Here is a 730-nt window from a genome sequence, read left to right on the forward strand (position 1 = left end):
GCCGGTCAGCAACAGACGGCCGAGTTTGGGTTGATTCCTGTTTTGTGCTGCAGCTGCTGATACTGCGCCTGCTGCCCCTGTTGCTTGGTCGGCCATGTCTACATTTCCAATGAATAAGTCCCTGGCAGCGCACTGCTTGGAGGAGATGACGCTACGCTGCGTGATACGTTATCTTATAACGCGAGGAGGGATTATCGGCTTCGCCTCATTTCCTTGTCAAACGAAGTCGACAGGAATACGGAAAATAGTTAGTTTCGCAGCGCAGCAAGCCGACGCTTGGCGCACGTCTCGAAACGAACTCGCAATGAGAAATTACATTAACTTAAACACGAAAATATTATCTTTAAAATACAATAAGTTAAAACGTATATTTAATGTTTAAGATAAATTTTTAAAGCCACGCATTCGCGTCGGTTATCGCGTCGCACAAGTCACTACCCTACCCTGACGCAGCTGCTTCCACCCGTCAAAAATAGTTGCAGTAGCCATTGGCAAATTCAGAATTCACATTGTATGATGACTGATAACAAATAATAGCGATGCATAATAACAATACCTTCCGAGACACTTCTTCAGCCAACTTCACGCCATCATGACGCCACAAGAACTTAAAACCATCATGGGCTCCGGCCTGCTTTCGTTTCCCCTGACCGACTTCGACGCCAATGGCGACTTCAACGCCCGCGGCTATGCCGAGCGGCTGGAATGGCTGGCTCCCTACGGCGCCAGC

Annotated in this window: 1 pseudogene; it reads left to right on the forward strand. The window is 48.4% G+C overall.

The features are described 5' to 3' along the window. Positions 1-592: 592 nt before the first annotated feature. Positions 593-730: pseudogene (locus HLUSI_RS32315) on the forward strand (5-dehydro-4-deoxyglucarate dehydratase); the annotation flags it as partial.

The sequence above is a fragment of the Herbaspirillum lusitanum P6-12 genome (assembly GCF_000256565.1).
GTDB classification, from domain to species: domain Bacteria; phylum Pseudomonadota; class Gammaproteobacteria; order Burkholderiales; family Burkholderiaceae_D; genus Herbaspirillum; species Herbaspirillum lusitanum.